17 protein-coding genes are annotated in these 17,016 nt (G+C 71.9%); 11 read left to right on the forward strand and 6 right to left on the reverse strand.

Annotated features, from left to right (window positions below; genetic code table 11):
- The first annotated feature begins 46 nt into the window (after positions 1-46).
- The 3 genes from recA (at position 47) to Tsedi_RS01950 (ending at position 3,855) form a co-directional block, all read left to right on the forward strand.
- The gene (gene recA, locus Tsedi_RS01940; protein ID WP_246099152.1) at positions 47-1,078 is read left to right on the forward strand and encodes a recombinase RecA; all 1,032 of its coding nucleotides are present in this window, start codon (positions 47-49) and stop codon (positions 1,076-1,078) included.
- A 7-nt stretch (positions 1,079-1,085) separates the two neighbouring features.
- Positions 1,086-1,586: a recombination regulator RecX gene (recX, locus tag Tsedi_RS01945; protein ID WP_143893077.1), complete on the forward strand. Its 501-nt coding sequence runs from the start codon at positions 1,086-1,088 to the stop codon at positions 1,584-1,586.
- A 127-nt stretch (positions 1,587-1,713) separates the two neighbouring features.
- On the forward strand, positions 1,714-3,855 hold the full coding sequence (locus Tsedi_RS01950; RefSeq protein ID WP_185970548.1) for a methyl-accepting chemotaxis protein: 2,142 nt from the start codon (positions 1,714-1,716) through the stop codon (positions 3,853-3,855).
- Between the two features lie 46 nt (positions 3,856-3,901).
- Here Tsedi_RS01950 and Tsedi_RS01955 read toward each other — a convergent pair whose 3' ends face one another.
- The 6 genes from Tsedi_RS01955 to rpmH are packed head-to-tail and all read right to left on the reverse strand — an operon-like array spanning position 3,902 to position 9,147.
- Positions 3,902-5,110 (reverse strand): pyridoxal phosphate-dependent aminotransferase, encoded by a 1,209-nt coding sequence (locus tag Tsedi_RS01955; protein ID WP_143893079.1) that lies wholly within the window; start codon positions 5,108-5,110, stop codon positions 3,902-3,904.
- Positions 5,107-6,519: a tRNA uridine-5-carboxymethylaminomethyl(34) synthesis GTPase MnmE gene (gene mnmE, locus Tsedi_RS01960; protein ID WP_143893081.1), complete on the reverse strand. Its 1,413-nt coding sequence runs from the start codon at positions 6,517-6,519 to the stop codon at positions 5,107-5,109. The genes Tsedi_RS01955 and mnmE overlap by 4 nt, the downstream gene beginning before the upstream one ends.
- Before the next feature lie 9 nt (positions 6,520-6,528).
- Positions 6,529-8,241 (reverse strand): membrane protein insertase YidC, encoded by a 1,713-nt coding sequence (gene yidC / locus Tsedi_RS01965; protein ID WP_143893084.1) that lies wholly within the window; start codon positions 8,239-8,241, stop codon positions 6,529-6,531.
- On the reverse strand, positions 8,238-8,516 hold the full coding sequence (gene yidD, locus Tsedi_RS01970; RefSeq protein ID WP_185970565.1) for a membrane protein insertion efficiency factor YidD: 279 nt from the start codon (positions 8,514-8,516) through the stop codon (positions 8,238-8,240). Before yidD ends, yidC begins: the two co-directional genes overlap by 4 nt.
- A 32-nt stretch (positions 8,517-8,548) precedes the next feature.
- Positions 8,549-8,995 (reverse strand): ribonuclease P protein component, encoded by a 447-nt coding sequence (locus Tsedi_RS01975; protein WP_185970549.1) that lies wholly within the window; start codon positions 8,993-8,995, stop codon positions 8,549-8,551.
- Between the two features lie 17 nt (positions 8,996-9,012).
- On the reverse strand, positions 9,013-9,147 hold the full coding sequence (rpmH, locus tag Tsedi_RS01980; protein WP_047197195.1) for a 50S ribosomal protein L34: 135 nt from the start codon (positions 9,145-9,147) through the stop codon (positions 9,013-9,015).
- 208 nt (positions 9,148-9,355) lie between these two features.
- Between rpmH and dnaA the strand changes: the two genes are divergently transcribed.
- The 8 genes from dnaA to Tsedi_RS02020 all read left to right on the forward strand — a co-directional run bounded on the left by dnaA (position 9,356) and on the right by Tsedi_RS02020 (position 17,013).
- A complete protein-coding gene (gene dnaA / locus Tsedi_RS01985; RefSeq protein WP_143893088.1) occupies positions 9,356-10,795 on the forward strand; it encodes a chromosomal replication initiator protein DnaA in 1,440 nt (479 codons plus the stop codon).
- 7 nt (positions 10,796-10,802) lie between these two features.
- Positions 10,803-11,909 (forward strand): DNA polymerase III subunit beta, encoded by a 1,107-nt coding sequence (dnaN, locus tag Tsedi_RS01990; RefSeq protein ID WP_143893090.1) that lies wholly within the window; start codon positions 10,803-10,805, stop codon positions 11,907-11,909.
- Between the two features lie 9 nt (positions 11,910-11,918).
- Positions 11,919-14,501 (forward strand): DNA topoisomerase (ATP-hydrolyzing) subunit B, encoded by a 2,583-nt coding sequence (gyrB, locus tag Tsedi_RS01995; protein ID WP_143893091.1) that lies wholly within the window; start codon positions 11,919-11,921, stop codon positions 14,499-14,501.
- Positions 14,502-14,563: 62 nt separating this feature from the next.
- Positions 14,564-14,788, forward strand: a complete 225-nt coding sequence (locus tag Tsedi_RS02000) for an AbrB/MazE/SpoVT family DNA-binding domain-containing protein (protein WP_143893092.1) — start codon at positions 14,564-14,566, stop codon at positions 14,786-14,788.
- On the forward strand, positions 14,788-15,210 hold the full coding sequence (locus tag Tsedi_RS02005) for a type II toxin-antitoxin system VapC family toxin (RefSeq protein WP_143893093.1): 423 nt from the start codon (positions 14,788-14,790) through the stop codon (positions 15,208-15,210). Before Tsedi_RS02000 ends, Tsedi_RS02005 begins: the two co-directional genes overlap by 1 nt.
- A complete protein-coding gene (locus tag Tsedi_RS02010) occupies positions 15,207-16,040 on the forward strand; it encodes a cation efflux transmembrane domain-containing protein (RefSeq protein WP_143893094.1) in 834 nt (277 codons plus the stop codon). Before Tsedi_RS02005 ends, Tsedi_RS02010 begins: the two co-directional genes overlap by 4 nt.
- 116 nt (positions 16,041-16,156) lie before the next feature.
- The gene (locus Tsedi_RS02015) at positions 16,157-16,483 is read left to right on the forward strand and encodes an ArsR/SmtB family transcription factor (RefSeq protein ID WP_143893540.1); all 327 of its coding nucleotides are present in this window, start codon (positions 16,157-16,159) and stop codon (positions 16,481-16,483) included.
- Positions 16,484-16,518: 35 nt separating this feature from the next.
- Positions 16,519-17,013 carry an ArsI/CadI family heavy metal resistance metalloenzyme gene (locus Tsedi_RS02020; RefSeq protein ID WP_143893096.1) on the forward strand — a complete coding sequence of 165 codons (495 nt, stop codon included), beginning with the start codon at positions 16,519-16,521 and terminating at the stop codon, positions 17,011-17,013.
- Positions 17,014-17,016: the final 3 nt, after the last annotated feature.

Genomic DNA, 17,016 nt, shown 5'->3' on the forward strand with positions numbered 1-17,016 from the left:
CGCTACCCCCACCCCCCGCACCCCCGACCCCGACAAGGCCAAGGCCCTGCAGGCCGCGCTGGCGCAGATCGAGAAGCAGTTCGGCAAGGGCACCATCATGCGCCTGGCCGAAGGCGAGAAGGTCGAGGACATCCAGGTCGTCTCCACCGGTTCGCTCGGGCTGGATCTGGCGCTGGGCGTCGGCGGCCTGCCGCGCGGGCGCATCATCGAGATCTACGGGCCTGAGTCCTCCGGCAAGACGACGCTGACGCTGCAGGTCATCGCCCAGATGCAGAAGCAGGGCGGCATCTGCGCCTTCGTCGACGCCGAGCACGCGCTGGACGTGCAGTACGCGCAGAAGCTCGGGGTGGACCTGTCCAACCTGCTGATCAGCCAGCCCGACACCGGCGAGCAGGCGCTGGAGATCGTCGACAGCCTGGTGCGCTCCGGCGCGGTCGATCTGATCGTGGTGGACTCGGTGGCGGCGCTGACGCCCAAGGCCGAGCTGGAAGGCGACATGGGCGATGCGCTGCCGGGTCTGCAGGCGCGCCTGATGAGCCAGGCGCTGCGCAAGCTCACCGCCACGATCAAGAAGACCAACTGCATGGTCATCTTCATCAACCAGATTCGCATGAAGATCGGCGTGATGTTCGGCAGCCCCGAGACCACCACCGGCGGCAACGCGCTCAAGTTCTACGCCTCGGTGCGCATCGACATCCGCCGCACCGGCTCGATCAAGAAGGGCGAGGAGGTCATCGGCAGCGAGACCAAGGTCAAGGTCGTCAAGAACAAGGTCGCCCCGCCGTTCAAGACCGCCGACTTCGACATCCTCTATGGCGAAGGCATCAGCCGCGAGGGCGAGATCGTCGATCTGGGCGTGCAGTACAAGGTGATCGAGAAGTCGGGCGCCTGGTACGCCTACAACGGCGAAAAGATCGGCCAGGGGCGCGAGAACGCGCGCGAGTTCCTGAAGGAAAACCCCGACCTGGCGCGCGAGATCGAGAACAGGATCCGCGCCGCGGTGGGCGTGGCGGCGCTGCCGGCGGTGGCGCCGGACGACGAGGTGGAGCCCGACCTGTCGGCGCTGGACGAAGTGTGAGGCCGCGATGGCCGCTGCCGCCCCGACGCTGAAGGCGCGTGCGCTGCGGCTGTTGGCGCGGCGCGACTACACGCGCCAGGAGCTGGCACGGCGGCTGGCGCCGCACGCCGCCGACGCCGAGGAGCTGGAGGCGGTGCTGGACGAGTGCGCGCGGCGCGGCTGGCTGGACGAGGCGCGGGCGCTGGAGGCGCACCTGCACCGCCGCGCGGCAGGGCGCGGCCGCGCCCTGCTGCAGGCCGAGCTGCGCGCGCGTGGCCTCACCGACCCGCAGTTGCTGGAGGAAGCCGACGCGCGCCTCGCCGCCACCGAGGCCGAGCGCGCGCAGGCCGCGTGGGCGCGCCGCTTCGGCGCCGCGCCGCGCGACGCCGCCGAGCGCGCGCGCCAGCTGCGCTTTCTGCTCGCGCGCGGCTTTGCGCCGGAGGTGGCGCGGCGCACCGTGCCGCGCGCCGGCGCCGCGGCCGACGGCGACGCGCCGCAGCGTCTCTCCGTCGATCCCGACGCCGCCTGAGGTGCGGGGCCCCCTGCACCGCGCCGTCAGGAGGCGGGTGTAAGATCCGAACGCGGGGGTCGGTCAGCCCGTCCGGGGCCACCCCGGTGCCGCGTCAGACCGCCCACACCGTCCGAGGAATGCCCGCATGCGCGTCAACCTGCCCGTCACGCAGAAGGCCTATGATTTTCCTGCCGACCAGACGCTGATCTCGGTCACCGACGTCAAGGGCCGCATCACCTACGCCAACAACAACTTCGTGGCGGTCAGCGGCTACACCCGCGAGGAGCTGCTCGGCCAGCCGCACAACATCGTGCGCCACCCGGACATGCCGGAAGAGGCGTTCCGCGACATGTGGCACACCATCCTCGAAGAGGGGCGCCCGTGGACCGGCATCGTCAAGAACCGGCGCAAGAACGGCGACCACTACTGGGTGCGCGCCAACGCCACGCCGGTGCGCGAGGGCGACCAGATCGTGGGCTTCCTCTCGGTGCGCACCAAGCCATCGGCCGAGGAGATCGCGCAGGCCGAGGCGCTGTACGCGCGCATGCGCGCCGAGGCGCAGGCCGGCCGGCTGCGCACGCGGCTGCAGGGCGGCGAAGTGGTGCGTGCCGGCTGGCTGTTCGCGCTCGGGCGCAAGCTGCGCCCGGGTCTGCGCGGCCGCATCCTGATCGCCGTGGCGCTGGCTGGCCTGCTGCCGGTGGTGGGCAACGTCATCGACTGGCCGTGGTGGGGCGATGCGCTCAGCGCCGTGGTGATGGTGGCGTTGTCTGCGGTGCTGCTCGAATTCACCTTCATGCGGCCGCTGCGCCGCATCGTGCGCCAGGCCGAACACCTGGCCTCCGGTGACCTGGTCGAGCCGGTCGTCGTCGACGCGGAGCACGAGCTGCGCCGCATCCAGCTGGCGCTGCAGCAGGTCGAGGTGGGCGTGCGCACGGTGGTGCGCGACATCCGCCACGAGGTGGCCAACCTGCGCGGCGGCACGCAGGAGATCGCCGCCGGCAACCAGGACTTGTCGCACCGCACCGAAAACGCCGCCGCGAGCCTGGAGCAGACGGCGGCCTCGATGGAGGAGATCAACGGCACCACGCAGGAGACCGCTCGGCTTGCCGACCAGGGCGTGGCGCTGGCGCGCCAGACGCTGGAGCTGGCGCGCGCCGGCAGCGAGGCGGTGGGGGCGCTCTCCGGCACGATGCGCGAGATCACCGATTCGTCGCAGCGCATCACCGACATCATCCAGGTCATCGAGGGCGTGGCGTTCCAGACCAACATCCTGGCGCTCAACGCCGCGGTGGAGGCCGCGCGCGCCGGCGAAGCGGGCCGCGGCTTTGCGGTGGTGGCCGGCGAAGTGCGGGCGCTGGCCCAGCGCACGGGCGAAGCCGCCAAGCAGATCCGCCAGCTGATCACCGAATCGCGCGAGCGGGTGCTGGCGGGCGACGCCCGCACCGCCGAGGCCAACGAGCGCATGGCCGCGGTGATGGAGGCGGTGCAGCGCGTGGCGCGCATGTTCGAGGACGTGCACCACTCCGCCAGCGAGCAGACGCAGGGCGTGGCGCAGATCGCCGAGGCGATCGCCAACCTCGATGCGATCACGCAGCAGAACGCCGCGATGGTGGAGCAGCTCGCCGCCGCCGCCGTGTCGCTTGACGAGCAGGTGGGGGTGGTGCACGGCACGATCCGGGTGTTCCGCCTCACGCCCAAGGACAAGCTGCTGGTCAAGGAGGACGCGGTGGCGCTGCGCAAGCAGGCGCAGGCTCATGCCACCGATCCGGACCAGCTCGACTTCGACGCCGCCATCAAGGCCCACCAGCAGTGGCGCATCAGGCTGCGCAACGCGATCCTGAAGGGCGAAAAGCTCGACGTGGCCACGATCCGGCGCGACGACTGCTGCGCGGTGGGCAAGTGGATCTACGGCGCCGGCGGTCGGCAGTGGGGCCACCTGCCGCTGTTTCCGACGCTGGTGGAGCAGCACAAGAAATTCCACCAGGAGACCGGCCACATCGCCGAGCTGGTCAACGCCGGCAAGATGGACGAGGCCAACCGGCTGCTGCAGGGCGAGTCGGCCTTCATCCGCGCCGGCCGCGCGGTGGTGGACACGCTGCAGAAGCTCAAGGCGATGGTGCAGGGGCAGGCCAAGTCGGCGCAAATCCAGCAGCGCGCCGCCCCGCCCGCGCCGAAGGCCCTGCCAGCCACGCCCAAGCCGGCCGCGGCGCCGCGGCCGGGCGGCGGGGCCGCGGCCAAGCCGGCCCCCGCCACCACGGCCGACGACGGCGAGTGGGAGACCTTCTGACGGGGCGGGCCGGGGCGACGCGGTGCCGGGCGCCGCGCCGCACCCTTCAGCCGAGCCAGCGCCGCAGCCGCGCGATCGCCTCCTCGAGGTCGGCATGCGCGGTTGCGAGGGAGAAGCGCACGAAGCGGCCGCCATCGGCGGCGCCGAAGTCCGGGCTGGGGGTGACCACCACCTGGGTGCGCTCCATCATGGCGCGCACGAAGCCTTGGCTGTCGGTGACGCCGGCGCGCGCGAACAGCGGGCTGGCATCGGCCCAGACGTAGAAGGCCCCATCCGGCTCCACCGGCACCTCAAAGCCCAGCGCGCGCAGCGCGGGCACGAAAGCGTCGCGCCGCGCGGCGTACTCGGCGCGGCGGTGCTCGCACTCGGCCAGCGTTTCGGGCTCGAAGCACGCCAGCGCCGCGTGCTGGGCGAGGGTGTTGGCGCAGATGTAGTGGTTCTGTGCCAGCCGCTCCACCACCGGCACCAGCGGCTCGGGCAGCACCAGCCAGCCCAGCCGCCAGCCCGTCATGCCGAAATATTTGGAGAAGCTGTTGACGCTGATGACGTCCTCGCCCAGCGCCAGCGCGCTCTGACCGAAGCGCGCGTCGAACGACAGGCCCAGGTAGATCTCATCGATGACCAGGGCGCCGCCGCGCCGCCGCACGGTGTCCAGCACGCCGCGCAGCGCCGCGGCGTCGATCGACGTGCCGGTCGGGTTGGCGGGCGAGGCCAGCATCACGCCGCGCGTGCGCGATCCCCATGCCGCGTCGAGTTGCGCGGCGGTGGGCTGGTAGCGCGTGGCCGCCGCGGTCGGCAGCAGCGTCGGCGTCACGCCCAGGCTCGCCAGGATCTGCCGGTTGCACGGGTAGCAGGGGTCGGGCAGCAGCACCTCGTTACCGGCGTCGAACAGCGCCAGCGCCGCCAGCTGCAGCCCGGCCGACGCCCCCGCGGTGATCACGATGCGGCTGGCCGGCACGCTCAGCCCGAAGCGCTGCGCATACCACGCCGACAGCCGCTCGCGCAGGGCATCGAGCCCCAGCGCCGGCGTGTATGGGGTGTGGCCGGCGCGGATGGCCGCCTGGGCGGCTGCCTGCACCGCCGCCGGGGCGCCGAAGTCCGGCTCACCGATGTTGAGGTGCAGCATGCGCGGCGCCGCGGGCGGCAGCGTGGCCGCCAGGGCCGCCGCCTCCTTGGCCACCTGCATGACGAGGAAGGGCGCCACGGCCCGGGCGCGCGCGCTGGGGGAGGGAGTGGGCAGGGGGGTGGTGCTCATTTGCCGATGCAGAAGCGCGAGAAGATCGCACCCAGCAGGTCGTCGGCGCCGAAGGCGCCGGTGACGGTGCCGAGGGCTTCCTGCGCCAGGCGCAGTTCCTCGGCCAGCAGCTCCAGCGCCGGCGCCGGGCCGTGCAGCTGCTGCGCGGCGGCCTGCAGGTGGGCCTGCACGCGCCGCAGCGCCTCGACGTGGCGTTGCCGCGCGCTGTAGAGGCCCTCGGGCGTGTGGCGCTCGAAGCCGACCACCTCGAGCAGTCGCTGGCGCAGGGCCTGCAGCCCCGCGCCGCTGCGCGCGGACAGGCGCACGCCGCCGTGGCCGTCTGCACCGGGTTCCACGCCGGCGGCGTCGGCCTTGTTCCAGACCTCGATCACCGGCACCTTCTCAGGCAGGCGGGCGCGGATCGCCGCGTCGGCCTGGGCGTACGCCGGGTCGTGCGCGCGCGTCAGGTCGTGCACGAACAGCACCGCGTCGGCCTGCGCGATGCGCTGCCAGGCGCGCTCGATGCCCAGGCGCTCGACCTCGTCGACCTCGGCGCCGTCGCGCAGCCCGGCGGTGTCGATCACGTGCAGCGGCACGCCCTCGATCTGGATCGCCTGCTGCACGACGTCGCGCGTGGTGCCGGCGATCGGCGTGACGATGGCCACCTCCGCCTGCGCCAGCGCGTTGAGCAGCGAGCTCTTGCCCGCGTTGGGCTGGCCGGCGATGACCACGTGCAGCCCCTCGCGCAGCAGCGCGCCCTGCCGGGTGCGCGCCAGCACCTCCGCCAGCTGCGCCTGCAGCCGCTCGAGTTGCCCCTCGGCGTCGGCCTGGCGCAGGAAGTCGATCTCCTCCTCGGGGAAGTCGAGCGTGGCCTCGACCAGCATGCGCAGCTGCACCAGCGCCTCGTGCAGCGCCTGCACCGCGTGCGAGAACGCGCCGGCCAGCGAGCGCGCGGCGCTGCGCGCGGCGGCCTCGGTGCTGGCGTCGATCAGGTCGGCCACCGCTTCGGCCTGCGCCAGATCCAGCTTGCCGTTGAGAAAGGCGCGTTCGGTGAACTCGCCGGGCCGCGCCAGCCGCAGCCCGGGCAGGCGCGGCCGGCCGCTTTGCGGATCGGGCTCGGTGGCGGCCTGCAGGCAGCGCTGCAGCAGCAGCTGCAGCAGCACCGGCCCGCCGTGCGCCTGCAGCTCCAGCACGTCCTCGCCGGTGCAGGAGTGCGGCGCCGGAAACCACAGCGCGATGCCGTGGTCCAGCGCCGTGCCGTCGGCGTCGAGGAACGGCCCGTAGTGGGCGTGGCGCGGGCTGAGTGCGCGGCCCAGCAGCGGCGCGTGCAGCGCCGCAAGGCCCCGGCCGCTCAGGCGCACGATGCCCACCGCGCCGCGGCCCGGGGCCGTGGCCACGGCCACGATCGGCTCGTCATGGCGCGGCAGCATCGCCGGGCGTTACTTGAACTTCGGCAGGTTGAACTTCAGCGGCACGCCCATCGTGTGGTTGATGTAGGCCTGCTGCGCGATCGTCAGCACGTTGTTGACGATCCAGTACAGCACCAGCCCCGCGGGGAAGAAGAAGAACATCACGCTGAAGACGAGCGGCATGAGCCACATCAGCTTGGCCTGCAGCGGATCGGGCGGCAGCGGGTTGAGCGCCGTCTGCACCACCGTGCTCAGCGTCATCACCAGCGGCAGCACGTAATACGGATCGGGCGAGGACAGGTCCTCGATCCAGCCGATCCACGGCGCGTTGCGCATTTCCACGCTGGCCAGCAGCACCCAGTACAGCGCGATGAACACCGGGATCTGGATCAGGATCGGCAGGCAGCCGCCCAGCGGGTTGACCTTCTCCTCGCGGTACAGCCGCATCATCTCCTGCTGCAGCAGCTGCGGCTTGTCCTTCAGGCGTTCGCGCATCTCCATGATGCGCGGGTTGATCGCCTTCATCCTGGCCATGCTGCGGTAGGCGCTGGCGTTGAGCCAGTAGAACGCCGCCTTGATCAGCACCACCAGCAGCACGATCGCCCAGCCCCAGTTGCCCACCAGCGCGTGGATCTTTTCCAGCAGCCAGTACAGCGGCTTGGCGATGATGGTCAGCCAGCCGTAGTCCTTGACCAGCTCCAGCCCCGGCGCCAGCCGCTCCAGCACCTTCTCTTCCTGCGGGCCGATCACCAGCTGCGCCGAGCTCGCTTGCGTGGCGCCGGGTTCCACCGTCAGCGCCGGCCCGATCTGGCCGACCGCGTACAGGTTGTCGACCTTGCGTGCGTAGTTCTCGCGCTCGATGCCCTGCGGCAGCAGCCAGGCGCTGAAGAAGTAGTGCTGCACCATCGCCACCCAGCCGTCGCGCGCCTGCCGCTGCAGGTCGGCGCGGCCCTTGTCGAGGTCGGCGAACTCGATCTTCTGATACTTGCCTTCGCTGCTGTAGACCGCCGGGCCGGTGAAGGTGGTGTAGAACGGCGTCTCGCTGCCGGCCTTGAGGCCGTCGCGCAGCAGCTGCTGGTACGGGCGCACGCGCGCGGGCGCCTCCCCCTGGTTGACGATCTCGTGCCGCACGTCGAGCACGTAGCTGCCCCGCTGCAGGCCGATGCGCTTGCGCAGCACCAGTCCGTCGACCGGGTCGGACTCGAACACGAGCTCCAGCCGGTCGCCGCCTTCGGGCAGCTCGATCGGGCCGCCGGCGACCGGGCTGACCAGCCGCATCGGTGTCTTGTGGTTGGGCGCGGCGCGTCCCTCGCCGATCAGCCCCGATTGCGCGACGTAGAGCCGCTGACCGTCGTCGACCAGCAGCTGCAGCGGCGTGAACGACTGCCGCAGCGCCTTGCCGGTCTCGGCGGCGTGCTTGAGCAGCCGGGCGCCGGCGACGGTGGCGCCCTCGCTGTCGAACGTCAGTTCCAGCACGTCGGTGCGCACGACGTGGCGCTGGCGCGGGATCGGCGTCGCGGCCGCCGGGGCCGCGCCGGGCGGCGTGGCGCTGGCGACGCCGGGCTGCGGCACGCTGGTCTGGCCGCCGGAGGCGCCGTCGGCCGGGGCGGTGGCGGCTGACCGCGGCGCGCTGGACGGGAAGAAGGTGGCGGGCTGGCCATGGTGCACCTGCCACCGGTCCCACAGCAGGATCAGCGAGAAGCCGAAGATCACCCACAGGATGGAGCGGCGGATGTCGTTCATGACGTCGTCGGGGGATCGGAAGGGGAGGAAGGTGCGGCCCAGTCGAACAGGCGCGGCGCCCGCGCCGGCACCGGATCGTGGCCGCCGGCGCACCACGGGTGGCAGCGCAGGATGCGTCGTGCCGCCACGTAGCCGCCCGCAGCGGCGCCGTGGCGCCGCAGCGCCTCCAGCGCGTAGGCCGAGCAGCTCGGCGTGAAGCGGCACGCCGAGCCGACCCAGGGGCTGAACAGCAGCCGGTAGCCGCGCACCAGCGCGATCAGCGCGGCCTGCGGCAACCGCGCCAGCGTCGCCAGCGGTCCGCCGGAGATCATGGCCGCGCTCCAGCGTACCCGGCGGCGAGCCGCTGCCGCAGCCGCGCCCCGAGCAGCTGCATCAGCTCGGCGCGCACCGCGCGCCGCAGCGGCGCCGAGGCGGCACTGGGGAATTCCGTGGTCGGCCAGCCGCGCTTGAGCCGCAGCACCCACGCGCCGGGCGGCGGGGGCAGTATGGCGGCCACGGCGCGTGCCTGACGCTTGATCAGGTTGCGCGTGACGGCGCGGCGCGCCCAGCGCCGCGGCACCACCAGGCCGAGCCAAGGCCCCGGCGCGGCCGGCAGCATCGGCTGCCCGCCCGCGTACGGCCACGGCACGCCGTGCAGCGCGAAGTGGGCCGTCTGGACCATCGGCGGGGTGGCGAGCACGGCCTCGAACTGCGCGCGCCGCCGCAACGGCTGCGGCCGCGGCGCGGGGGCGGGGCTGGCCGGGGCGGCGCTCACCGCGGCGGCGCCGGCGCTCAGACGGCCAGGCGCTTGCGGCCCTTGGCGCGGCGGGCGTTGATGACCTTGCGGCCGCCGCGCGTCTTCATGCGGACGAGAAAGCCATGCGTGCGGGCGCGACGGACTTTGGAGGGTTGGTAGGTGCGCTTCATGGAAATCGGCTCGTGGTCAAAGGGGCTACGTCCAGCGAAGGCGCGCCAGCCGGCAGCCAAGACCGGCAGCGCACGAAAACCCTCAATTATGGCAAAAGCCGCGCCGCACTGCCACACGACCGGTCCGGGCGGGGCGGCCGTGCCGGCGTGGCGGCAGGGTCATCCCGCTGTGGATAACTGGTGCGGCCGGCTACAATCCCGGCCAGTCATGAGTTCCGTGCGCTCCGTTTCCGATTCCGCCGAGGCGCGCCGCCCCGAGGCAGGGGCCGACCTGTGGTCGGCCTGCCTGCAGCGGCTGGCCCAGGAGCTGCCGGCGCAGCAGGTCGGCACCTGGCTCAAGCCGCTGGTGGCGCGCGTGGCCGACGACGGCTCGCGCGTGACGCTGACGGTGGCCAACCGCTTCAAGCTCGACTGGGTGCGCGCGCAGTACGCCGGCCGCATCAGCGCGGCGCTGCAGGAGCTGGCCGGCCAGCCGGTGGCGCTGGAGCTGGTGCTGGCCCCGCGCGAGGCGCCGGCGGCGCCGGCCGGCCGCGCGCCCGGGGCGCGCGCGGCGCTGCCGCTGCGCGCCGAGGCCGCGCTGCCGCCGCTGGCCGAATCCCCGGCAGCCGAGACGCCGCCGGCCGAACACCGCACGCGCCTGAACCCGGCGCTGACGTTCGCCACGCTGGTGGAGGGTTCGGCCAACCGCATGGCGCGCGCCGCGGCGATGCACGTGGCCTCCAGCCCCGGCCAGCTGTATAACCCGCTGTTCATCTACGGCGGCGTGGGCCTGGGCAAGACGCACCTGGTGCACGCGATCGGCAACCAGCTGCTGGCCGAGCGGCCCGAGGCCAAGGTGCTGTACGTGCACGCCGAGCAGTTCGTCTCGGACGTGGTCAAGTCGTACCAGCGCAAGACCTTCGACGCCTTCAAGCAGCGCTACCACAACCTGGACCTGCTGCTGATCGACGACGTGCAGTTCTTCGCCAACAAGGACCGCACGCAGGAGGAGTTCTTCAACGCCTTCGAGGCGCTGCTGGCCAAGAAGAGCCACATCGTGATGACCAGCGACACCTACCCGAAGGGGTTGACGGACATCCACGAGCGGCTGGTGTCGCGCTTCGACTCCGGGCTGACGGTGGCCATCGAGCCGCCGGAGCTGGAGATGCGCGTGGCCATCCTGATCAGCAAGGCGCAGGCCGAGGGCGCCACGATGCCCGAGGACGTGGCCTTCTTCGTCGCCAAGAACGTGCGCTCCAACGTGCGCGAGCTGGAAGGCGCGCTGCGCAAGATCCTGGCGTATGCGCGCTTCAACCAGCGCGAGGTCTCGATCGCCGTGGCGCGCGAGGCGCTCAAGGATCTGCTCAGCATCCAGAACCGCCAGATCAGCGTCGAGAACATCCAGAAGACGGTGGCCGACTTCTACAAGATCAAGGTCGCCGACATGTATTCGAAGAAGCGGCCGGCGGCCATCGCGCGGCCGCGCCAGATCGCCATGTACCTGGCCAAGGAGCTGACGCAGAAGAGCCTGCCGGAGATCGGCGAGCTCTTCGGCGGGCGTGACCACACCACCGTGCTGCACGCGGTGCGCAAGATCGCCGCCGAGCGCCAGGTCGACAGCGAACTCAACCAGCAGCTCCACGTGCTGGAGCAGACCTTGAAGGGGTAACCCGCGCATGATCGTCCTGCAAGCGACGCAAGAGCGGCTGCTGGCCGCGCTGCAGTCCGTCAGCGGCATCGTCGAGCGCCGCCACACCGTGCCCATCCTGGCCAACGTGCTGATCCGCCGTGACGGCGGCGTGGTGCAGTTCACCACCTCGGACCTGGAGATCCAGATCCGCGCCAGCGCCGACTTCGGCGGCGACGCCGGGCCCTATGCCACCACGGTGGGCGCGCGCAAGCTCATCGACATCCTGCGCACGCTGCCGGCGGAGCAGACCGTCACGCTGGACGCCAGCGGCGGGCGCGTGGTGCTCAAGGCCGGCAAGAGCCGCTTCACGCTGCAGACGCTGCCGGCGGAGGACTTCCCGCTGGTGCAGGAGTCGCCCGCGTTCGGGCCGGCGTTCGCGGTGCCGCAGAAGGTGCTCAAGCGGCTGCTGGCGCTGGTGTCGTTCGCGATGGCGGTGCAGGACATCCGCTACTACCTCAACGGCGTGCTGTTCGTCGCCGAGGGGCGCACGCTGACGCTGGTGGCCACCGACGGCCACCGGCTGGCGCTGGCCAGCGCCGAACTGGAGGTCGAGGTGCCGCGCCAGGAGGTGATCCTGCCGCGCAAGACGGTGCTGGAGCTGCAGCGCCTGCTGGCCGACCAGGACGAGCCCATCGAGCTGCGCTTCGCCAGCAACCAGGCCAAGTTCACGCTCGGCGGCCTGGAGTTCGTCACCAAGCTGGTGGAGGGCCGCTTCCCGGACTACCAGCGCGTGATCCCCACCGCGCACCGCAACGTCGTCGTCCTCGGTCGCCTGCCGCTGCTGGCGGCGCTGCAGCGCGCCGCCATCATGACCAGCGACAAGTTCAAGGGCGTGCGCCTGCACCTGGAGCCGGGCCTGCTGCAGGTGGCGGCCAACAACGCCGAGCAGGAGGAGGCGGTCGACGAGCTCGACATCGAGTACGGTGGCGACGTCATCGACATCGGCTTCAACGTGCAGTACCTGCTGGACGTGCTGGGGGTGCTGACGGCCGAGCACGTGCGCATCGAGCTGCAGGACGGCAACGCCTCGGCCTTGATCACCGTGCCCGGGGACGAGCATTTCAAGTACGTCGTGATGCCGATGCGCATCTGAAGCCCATCCATGACCGAACCGAATCCTTCCGCCGCGCCGGGCGCGGGCTACGGCGCCGACGCCATCCAGATCCTGGAAGGGCTGGAGGCGGTGCGCAAGCGCCCCGGCATGTACATCGGCGACACCTCCGACGGCACCGGCCTGCACCACCTGGTCTTCGAGGTGGTGGACAACTCGATCGACGAGGCGCTGGCCGGCCACTGCGACGACATCGTCGTCACCATCCACAGCGACAACTCGATCAGCGTGCTGGACAACGGCCGCGGCATCCCCACCGGCATCAAGTGGGACGACCGCCACGAGCCCCGGCGCAGCGCCGCCGAGATCGCGCTGACCGAGCTGCACGCCGGCGGCAAGTTCAACCAGAACGCCTACAAGGTCTCCGGCGGCCTGCACGGCGTGGGGGTCAGCTGCGTCAACGCGCTGTCGCGCTGGCTGCGCCTGACGGTGCGCCGCGACGGCAAGGTGCACTATCTGGAGTTTGCGCGCGGCGAGGTGGTGGGGCGCCTGGTCGAGGAGGCCACCGCGCCCGACGGCAGCCGCGTGCTCGTCTCGCCGATGCGGGTGCTGGGCGCCACCGACAAGCGCGGCACCGAGGTGCACTTCCTGCCCGATGCCGAGATCTTCCGCGAGAACCACGACTTCCACTACGAGATCCTGGCCAAGCGGCTGCGCGAGCTGAGTTTCCTGAACAACGGCGTGCGCATCCGGCTGATCGACGAGCGCAGCGGCAAGAGCGACGACTTCGCCGGCGCCGGCGGGGTCAGGGGGTTCGTCGAGTTCATCAACGCCGGCAAGAAGGTGCTGCACCCGACCGTCTTCCACGCCACCGGCAGCCGCCCGGCGGCCGACTACGGCGGCATCCCCGGCACCGAGATCGGGGTGGAGGTGGCGATGCAGTGGAACGACGGCTACAACGAAAGCGTCCTGTGCTTCACCAACAACATCCCGCAGCGCGACGGCGGCACGCACCTGACCGGCCTGCGCGCGGCGATGACGCGCGTCATCGGCAGGTACATCGAACAGAACGAGCTGGCCAGGAAGGCCAAGGTCGAGGTCACCGGTGACGACATGCGCGAGGGGCTGTGCTGCGTGCTCTCGGTCAAGGTGCCGGAGCCGAAGTTCTCCAGCCAGACCAAGGACAAGCTGGTCTCCTCCGAGGTGCGTGCGCCGGTGGAGGACATCGTGGCCAAGGCGCTGACCGACTACTTGGAGGAGCACCCGCAGGACGCGCGCATCATCTGCGGCAAGATCGTCGAGGCCGCGCGCGCGCGCGAGGCGGCGCGCAAGGCGCGCGAGATGACGCGGCGCAAGGGCGTGCTCGACGGTCTGGGGCTGCCCGGCAAGCTGGCCGACTGCCAGGAGAAGGATCCGGCGCTGTCGGAGATCTACATCGTCGAGGGCGACTCGGCCGGCGGCAGCGCCAAGCAGGGCCGCGACCGCAAGTTCCAGGCCATCCTGCCGCTGCGCGGCAAGATCCTCAACGTCGAGAAGGCGCGCTACGAGAAGCTGCTGGCCAGCCAGGAGATCCTGACGCTGATCACGGCGCTGGGCACCGGCATCGGCCGCGCCAGCGACGACGAGGGCGGGCGCGGCCGCAACGGCGGCGCGGACGACTTCGACATCACCAAGCTGCGCTACCACCGCATCATCCTGATGACCGACGCCGACGTCGACGGCGCGCACATCCGCACGCTGCTGCTGACGTTCTTCTATCGACAAATGCCGGAGCTGATCGAGCGCGGCCACGTCTACATCGCGCAGCCGCCGCTGTACAAGGTCAAGTCCGGCAAGGAGGAGCTGTACCTGAAGGACGACCATGCGCTGCAGGCCTACCTGCTGCGCGTGGCGCTGCAGGGCGCGCGCGTGCACACCGGCGGCGCGCAGCCACGCGTCATCGAGGGCGAGGAGCTGCAGGCGCTGGCGCAGCGGCACCAGGCGGCCGAAAGCGTGGTGATGCGGCTCAGCGCCGTGATGGATGCCGAGGCGCTGCGTGCGATTGCCGCCGGCGTGGCGCTCGACCTCGACGACATGGAGGCCGCCGCGGCCAGCGCCGCGGCGCTGCAGGCGGCGCTGCGCGCCGGCGCCCGCAACGGCAGCGCCCCCGAGGTGCGCGCCGAGCTCGACCCCCGCACCGACAAGCCGCTGCTGCGCATCAGCCGCCGCCACCACGGCAACGTGCGCTCGAGCGTCATCACGCAGGACTTCGTGCACGGCGAGGACTACGCGGCGCTGGCCGATGCCGCGCGCACGCTCTCGGGCCTGCTCGGCGAGGGCGCCAAGGTGCAGCGGGGCGAGGGCGAGCGCCAGCGCGAGGCGGCGGTGGACGACTTTGCCGGCGCGATGCGCTGGCTGCTGGCGGAGGCCGAGCGCACCACCACGCGCCAGCGCTACAAGGGTCTGGGCGAGATGAACCCCGAGCAGCTGTGGGAGACGACGATGAACCCGGCGGTGCGTCGCCTGCTGCAGGTGCGCATCGAGGACGCCATCGAGGCCGACCACGTCTTCACGATGCTGATGGGCGACGACGTCGAGCCCCGCCGCGCCTTCATCGAGGCCAACGCGCTGCGCGTGGCCAACCTGGACGTGTGAGGCGGAGTGGTTGACGCGGTGGTCGGGCATCCTTACATTCACAGAAAGGTAAGGAGACCGCGATGCACGAAGCCGCCGTCACCAGCAAGGGGCAGGTCACGATTCCGGCCGCGATCCGGCGTGCTCTGGGCTTGCGCGAGCACGACCGCCTGACCTTCACGCCGATGCCGGACGGCACCGTGGTGCTGCGCGCCAAGACGCGCAGCCTGCGCGAGCTGCGCGGCCTGCTGCCGGCGCCGCCGGGCGAGCCGCGGCCGGTCGAGCAGCTCGGGCTCGGGCAGGGCTGATGCCGTCGCTGGACACCAACGTCCTGGTGCGCTGGCTGGTGGCCGACGACGCGACGCAGGCCGACCGCGTGCTGGCGCTGCTGGCGCAGGCGCAGCGCCGCGGCGAGCCGCTGTGGGTGCCGGTGACGGTGGTGCTGGAACTGGAATGGGTGCTGCGCTCGCGTTACGGTTACCGCAGGGCCCAGATCCTCATGGCGCTGGACGCCCTGCTGCAGACGCGCGAGCTGGCCTGGCAGCACGAGGCGGCGGTGGAGGAGGCGCTGTGGCGCTGCCGCCGTGACGAGGCACCCGACTTCGCCGACTGCCTGCACCTGGCGCTGGCGGCGCAGGCCGGCCAGACCCCGTGGTGGACGTTCGATCGGCGGGCGGCGCGCGCCGATCCGGCGCGCTGGCTCGCCGCACCTTCGACCGACGACGCATGAACGAGATGACGACCGGCTCGATTCACCCTGACGGCCGCTGGCGCAGCACCTTCCGTGTGCCGGCGATGGACTGCCCGTCGGAGGAAAACCTGATTCGCGCCGCGCTGCGCGGGCTGCGGGGAGCGCGGCTGACGTTCGACCTGCCCGGGCGTACGCTGGTGGTCGAGCACGCCGGGCCGGCCGAAGCCGTGCTGCAGCGCCTGCAGCCGCTCGAGCTCGGGGCGCAGCTGGTGGGCAGCGTCGCGCTGACCGAGCCCGGCCCGGCCGGGGCGGAGGCCGACCTGGCCGCCGAGGCGCGCGTGCTGCGCGCGCTGCTGGCGATCAACGCGCTGATGTTCGTCGTCGAGCTGGCGGTGGGCTGGTGGGCGCAGTCCACCGGGCTGATGGCCGATGCGCTGGACATGCTGGCCGACGCGGCGGTCTACGGCACCGCGCTGCTGGCGGTGGCGCGCGGCGCGGCCAGCCAGGCCGCGGCGGCGCGCGTGGCCGGCTGGACGCAAGGGCTGCTCGCGCTGCTGGCGCTCGTGGAGGTGGCGCGGCGGGCCTGGTTCGGCAGCGAGCCGGTGTCGCTGCTGATGATGGGGGTGGGGGCGCTGGCGCTGGTGGCCAACGTGGCCTGCCTGCTGCTGATCGCGCGCCACCGCGACGGCGGCGTGCACATGCAGGCGAGCTACATCTTTTCCGCCAACGACGTGCTGGCCAACCTCGGCGTCATCGTCGCCGGTGCGCTGGTGCTGGCCACTGGCTCGCCGTGGCCGGACCTGCTGATCGGCACCGTGATCGCCGTGGTGGTGCTGCGTGGGGCGCGGCGCATCCTCGCGCTGACCTGAGGCCGGGCTGGCGCCGCGGCGCGTGCGCCGTCCGTCGCGGCAGGCTTGACGCCGACTCGGGCAAGCCGCCGCCGGTTCCCGCAAGAGTTCAATGATTCATGTAATATGTGAACATGATGAACGAGCGCGAAGCCGTGCAGGCGCTGGCCGCGCTGGCCCAGCCGGTGCGGCTGCGTGCCTTCCGCGCGCTGGTGCAGGCCGGCGCCGAGGGGCTGACGCCCGGCGCGCTGGCCGAGGCGCTGCACGTCACCCCCAGCGCCTTGTCCTTTCATCTCAAGGAGCTGCTGCACGCCGGCCTGGTGACGCAGCAGCGCCAGGGCCGGCACCTGATCTACCGTGCCGCGTTCACGACGATGCAGGCCCTGCTGGCCTACCTCACCGAGAACTGCTGCCGCGGCCAGGCATGCGCCGTGGCGGCGGACGAGCTGTCCTGCCCGACCTGAGTCCCCTTCCCCCTTCCTTGCGTGAGGATCATCCGATGAAGCGCTTCCATGTCCATGTCCACGTGCGCGATCTGGCCGGCAGCATCGCGTTCTACAGCCGCCTGTTCGGTGCCGCACCGGTGCGCGTCGAGGCCGACTACGCCAAGTGGATGCTCGACGACCCGCGGCTGAACTTCGCCATCTCGACCCGGGGCGCCACGCCCGGCGTGGATCATCTGGGATTCCAGGTCGACGACGCGGCGGAGCTGGCGGAGCTGAAGGCGCGCGCGCAGGCAGCCGATCAGGCGTTGCTGGAGGAGGGCATCACCACCTGCTGCTACGCGCGCAGCGACAAGCACTGGGTGACCGATCCGCAGGGCATCGCCTGGGAGCACTTCCACACGCTGCACGACATCCCGGTGTTTCGCGAGCAGGCGGCCGCCGCCGCGGCATGCTGCGCGCCGGCGCCGGAGGTGGCGCCGCGATCCAGCGCCGCGGCCGCCCCATCCTGCCGCGCCGGGGCGCGCGACCCGGCCAACCGTTGCTGCTGAAGG

Source organism: Tepidimonas sediminis (genome assembly GCF_007556605.1).
Taxonomy (GTDB): domain Bacteria; phylum Pseudomonadota; class Gammaproteobacteria; order Burkholderiales; family Burkholderiaceae_C; genus Tepidimonas; species Tepidimonas sediminis.